This window comes from Yoonia sp. R2-816 (genome assembly GCF_046762905.1).
Classification (GTDB): Bacteria; Pseudomonadota; Alphaproteobacteria; order Rhodobacterales; family Rhodobacteraceae; genus Yoonia.
The window spans coordinates 1-5169 of the sequence record NZ_JBKQXN010000246.1; the positions used below are offsets into that span (position 1 = coordinate 1).

The 5169-nt window shown below is 56.2% G+C and carries 3 protein-coding genes; 1 reads left to right on the top strand and 2 read right to left on the bottom strand.

The genetic code is table 11. The annotated features are described in order from the left end of the window. Positions 1 to 331: 331 nt before the first annotated feature. On the bottom strand, positions 332 to 3385 hold the full coding sequence (locus ACFWW2_RS16465; RefSeq protein ID WP_393929699.1) for an efflux RND transporter permease subunit: 3054 nt from the start codon (positions 3383 to 3385) through the stop codon (positions 332 to 334). A 14-nt stretch (positions 3386 to 3399) separates the two neighbouring features. Next, positions 3400 to 4446: an efflux RND transporter periplasmic adaptor subunit gene (locus tag ACFWW2_RS16470; RefSeq protein ID WP_393929701.1), complete on the bottom strand. Its 1047-nt coding sequence runs from the start codon at positions 4444 to 4446 to the stop codon at positions 3400 to 3402. 352 nt (positions 4447 to 4798) lie between these two features. On the opposite strand from ACFWW2_RS16470, the gene ACFWW2_RS16475 reads away from it, so the two are divergent. After that, a partial coding sequence (locus tag ACFWW2_RS16475) for a hypothetical protein (protein ID WP_393929703.1) occupies positions 4799 to 5169 on the top strand: 371 nt, incomplete at its 3' end.

The window sequence follows — 5169 nt, forward strand, 5'->3', positions numbered from 1 at the left end:
TCAACTGCACCCGCAAGCGCTCTTTCTCCATAGTCTGATCCCAGACACCGCGGCTTCGTCCTTCCGAGGTTTGTCAACGCGGGCCGCACGCCTCGCCGGAAGGAAAGGTTGCACCCCGGCCCGCATCGAAAAACCTTCAGGAAAGCGGAAGTTCGCTGCGGGTGCGAAGCACGTCTTGTTGAGGCCATCAAGCGGACACGAGGTCTGACCATTGCTCGCGATGTCTCGATTCAGCTTCAACTTCGCTAGCCGGTCAGCCACCATACCTTGGAAAGAGTATCTCCTTTCGGCGATCTATGCGGCCCTGCGGTGTCACGTCCAATGGCAAGGACTATGCTGTGGCCGCCTCACCAACAGGCCTGCTTTGCTTGGCACCACCAAAAAACACATCATAAAGCACAGGGGCAGCAACTAGTGTCAGGATCGATGCGAAAGCGAGGCCGCCCATGATGGTTACCGCCATTGAGACAAAAAATGCGTCGCCCAACAGCGGGATCATCCCCATGATGGTCGTGGCCGCTGCCAAAAGAACCGGTCGCAAACGCGAAGTGGATGCTGCAATGATGGCTTCTCTTAGGGCGCCTCCTTCCCGGCGGACAATGTCGATTTCCTCGACGAGCACGATCCCGTTCTTAATCAGCATTCCAGACAGGCTAAGCAGACCCAAAAGCGCGGTGAAGGTAAAGGGCAACCCTGCACCCAACAACCCAATGGCCGCGCCATTCACCGACATCGGGACGAGCAGCCATATGATAAGGGGCTGACGCAGGGCGTTGAACAGAAAGACTGTGATGAGCACCATTATCAGAATGGTGATGGGCAACTGCGCGCCAAGACTGGCATTCGCATCAGCCGAAGATTCGAACTCACCGCCCCATTCCATTTTATACCCAACTGGCAAGGTCATCGCCTCGACAGTGCTGCGTACTTCCGAGTGTACTTGGGCTGCCGTCATGTCCGCCGGAATACTGGCACCGACCGTCAGCGTCGGGACACGATCCAGGCGACGGATGACAGTGTTCTGGGGCTCGAATGCAAAGCCATCAACAATCTGCTCGATTGGCAAAAGCGATGACCCATCTTGAGACCCAAGAACTTGGTCCATAATCCCTGCGTCGGAGCCTGGGGAAACGCGGATCACAATTGGAATGGCGCGATCACCTTCGCGGTAGGTCCCAACCGTGACACCATCTGTTGCGAAAAGAATGCTATCGGCAACATCGTCGCGGGTAACGCCAGCGGCCTGTCCCCGCTCGGTCACATAGCGCGGCCGCAAGACAAGCTCTTGTTCACGCCAATCGATCCGGGGCGCCAGGATGTTTGTGGATGCAGCCGTCATCAACTTGATCGCCTGATCGGACAGATCCCGCAGCACCTCAGGATCGTTGCCTGAAAAACGCACTTCAATAGGACTGCCGCCGCCAGGGCCAAAGACAAGGCGCTCGGTCCGGAACTCCCCCTCCGGCAAGTTTTCGGCAGCGAATGCCTCGAGTTCCGCTTGCAGCGGTGGAATGCGATCAAGACTCTCAGTGCGAATGATCAGGTGGCCATAGGCCGGATTAGGGGGCTCTGCTCCATAGGTTAGCAAGAAGCGGGTCGCACCTTGCCCTACAAATGTCGAAACAGCGACGACGTCTTCGTGCTCAGCCAAGTAGGCTTCGATGATTGCCATCTGGTCTGCTGTTGTTGCGATGGGCGTTCCCTGCTGCATCGTATAGTGCACAAAGAAGAGTGGTGTATTCGAATTTGGAAAAAACTGCTGTTTCACCATGCCAAAGCCGACATAACAGGCCGCCGTGATGCCGATGAGAGCTGCAAGCACAAGCCACCGCAGTCGAAGCGCCCCACTTAGAAGACTGGCGTAGCCCCGGAAGATCAGCCCGCCATATGGATCACCGCCATCGTCCACGCCCTGTTTGAAAATGTAGTGACCGAGCAGCGGGGTCACAGAAACCGCCAAGATCCATGACAACAAAAGTGAAATACTGATCACGGCAAACAGGGAGAACATGAATTCTCCTGTCGAGTCCGGGCTTAGCCCGATACCCGCGAAGGCCATGATCCCGACAACGGTGGCGCCCAATAGCGGGATCTGCGTCTTGCCAGCCGCCTCATCTGCCGCATCGCGCGACGACTTGCCGCGCGCCATTGCGATTTGCATGCCTTCGGCGACCACAATCGCATTATCGACCAGCATGCCCATCGCAATGATCAGTGCGCCCAGCGAAATTCGCTCCATCTCAATCGAAAAAATTGCCATGAAAAGCAGTGTTCCCACCACAGTGAGCAACAACGTTATCCCGACCACGAGCGACGCGCGCACTCCCACAAAGAGGGCCAAGACCAGCACAACGATTCCCACCGACATCGCAAGGTTAACTAAGAACCCTGTCGAGGACTCGTCCACGACGACGTGCTGCTGATAGATCGGGTACAGATCGACACCATATGGTATTTCCGACGCCAATGCCGCGAGATGAGCATCTACGCGGTTGCCAACATCAACAATGTTTTCGTTGCTCGCCCCCGACACCCCGATGGTGAATGCCGATTGCCCGTTGTAGCGGATAATCTGCGATGGGTTATCCTGCCGCCCGCGGGTAACTTCCGAGATGTCGATTAGGTTCAATAGTTCGCCACCGATACCGATCGTCAGCGCAGCAATTTCACTAACCGAGTCCGACCCCTCGGCTGGCTGAACCTGGGTGCGTGTGTCGCCAGCATTCACCGACCCCGCCAGCGATACAGAGTTCGACGTGGCAAGTGCCTGGCCAATTATTTGCGGGTCGATCCCAAGCTGTGCGCTAAGCGCAAGATTGGGTTCAACAAAAATCGCCTCGGCAGGCAATCCTGCGATATCGACATCAGCCACACCATCAACAGTCAGGATTTCACGCCTCAAAAACGTTGCTAGCTGATGTTGTTCTGCGTCACTGAAACCATCAGAGGTAACCGCGAAAAAGATGCCGTAAACATCTCCAAAACCGTCATCGACCACAGGTGGCGTCGCCCCGCTTGGCAGTTCGTTCTGGACGTTTTGCAGGCGTTCTCGCAGCTCAGTCCAGATCGCAGGAAGGGCATCGCCGTTGATCGTGTCCTCTACAAGTACATCGATGCGCGAGACACCGGGCCGGTTGACCGATTTGATCTCACTCACCTCAGCCATACGCTGAATTGCGGCCTCAAGCGGCTCCGACACCTCGTCTGCAACCTGCTGCGCGGATGCGCCGGGGTACTGGGTGATGACGACCGCCTGCTTGATCGTAAACGCGGGATCCTCCAGACGTCCAAGGGCGCTAAACCCCCAGATGCCGCCAAATAGGCAGATCAACATGATGATCCAGGTAAAGATAGGTCGGTCGATAGAGGCGCGTGCAATTCTCATCAGTTGACCCAGCTTTAATTCGCGTAGCCGGAAAAGCGGCGGACGGTTTGACCGTCTGCCAGAACCTGTGCACCGGTCCGGACGATTTCCGCCCCGGCTTCCAATCCCGATACGATCATGAATTGACCGTCACGTGTTGCCGTGACCTCTACAGCCACTTCTTCAAGCGTGCCGTTTTCGTCCTCAGTCGGCGCAAACCGCAAGACACTGGTGGACCCGTCATTAGCGATCCGAATGGCCGTTGCAGGTAAGATCAGGCGGGGAGCCCCAGCATTCAGCGTCGCGAGTACAATGACTGAACTGCCCGGCAAGACACTCACATCGTCCGGCTGTTCCATGCCCAGCGTCAAGCGGAAGGTCTGCCCAATGGAAGACGCCTCAGCATTGAACTCTCGGATCTCGAGCGGATAAGTTTTGCTACTGGTTGGGAAGCGCGCCAACAGTGAAACGTTAGCATCCTGGCCTGCGCGTTGAAACAGAACTTCCGGTACATCGATATCAATGCGTAGCTCAGACATGTCATGCAATCTGACGACGGGGGTGCCGGCATTCGTTGTCGTGAAATTCGCCACATTCCGGCTTGCAACAAGTGCGTCAAACGGTGCGCGGAGCGTTGCATTCTCAAGGGAGTACTCGGCATTTCGCAGTTGAACGCGTGCCAAAGCCAACTGCGTTTCTGCATCCTGCTTGGATACTTCGGATGCCGAGGCACCAAGGTTATTCAAGCGCGCAACCAGACGCTCAGCCTGTTCCACTTGCAAGGCGGCCTGCTGTTGTTGCAATTCAAAGGGTTCGACATCCAGCTTAGCAATCAGCGCATCTTGCGCAACACTTTGACCTTCTGTTGCGGGGAAGTCGACAATCTGGCCGGACACCTGAAATGCAAGATCAACGGTCTGGCGTGCGACAACCTGGCCAAAGAACTGTCGAGTGACACCACCGGTGTCAGCGCCAACAATCATCAGTTTCGCCGGTCGCACAACCGTGTCCTGCGCCGCAAGCGGGCTGCTGATTGTCAATGTCAGAAGGATGAACATGAGCATGGTCAGTACGCGGATCATGAATTGTCTTTCGATTTGGCTCGCACTTCCGGTCGCGATCAAGATTGATCGCTGATCAAATGCCGGGAAACAGTTTGGCATCGCAAGACCGAATGCACACAGATGATGCACTCAACCTTGCAGTAACGTCAGTCATTCGTCACGCACAAATGTTGGGCAAGCTTCAGTGCGAATTTTTGCAAATGATCAGAAATCCGTCTTGCAGTTTTTCTTGATAACAGCACACGCCAGTTAACAACCTCTTGTGTTCGTGTCACTGAACATCATGGCAGCGATGCCCTTGTGCGCCCGAATCCGCACCACTTTCCCATTCGAATATGCGAGGGCCAGACACGTCCGCCGTCGGTGGGCCATGAGTTCCGGTGTTTGGGATTCTGCACCTTCAGCGAATGTCGGCAAAGCGCGCAGCAACCGCAGCATTGAGGGTTATGGGCCGACGGCAGCAATGGGCCGTTCGTGGCGACGCGCAAGAGGTGTTTGCGACAGATGCTGCGCTGCATCCGAGGTCCGGTTCGATGAAGATTTTCTGATGCGGGCCATGGCGCGAGGTCTCAGCTTGGCCGTAAGGGTGGCCCGCGTTGAAAAATCTCTCAGGGTGGAAGCCGCGGGGGTTGGCGGTGTCTATGGGGAAAGTGTGCTGCCGGTTGGATCTGAGGCTGCCGCGGGTGCGTTGGTGTGGGGATTGAAGACGATCGTTTTCGCTTTCCACCGGCGTGTTTGCCT

Bases quoted from the DNA above. Each gene is read 5' to 3' on its own strand.
- ACFWW2_RS16465 (WP_393929699.1), bottom strand. From the start codon at position 3,385: ATGAGAATTGCACGCGCCTCTATCGACCGACCTATCTTTACCTGGATC.
- ACFWW2_RS16470 (WP_393929701.1), bottom strand. From the start codon at position 4,446: ATGATCCGCGTACTGACCATGCTCATGTTCATCCTTCTGACATTGACA.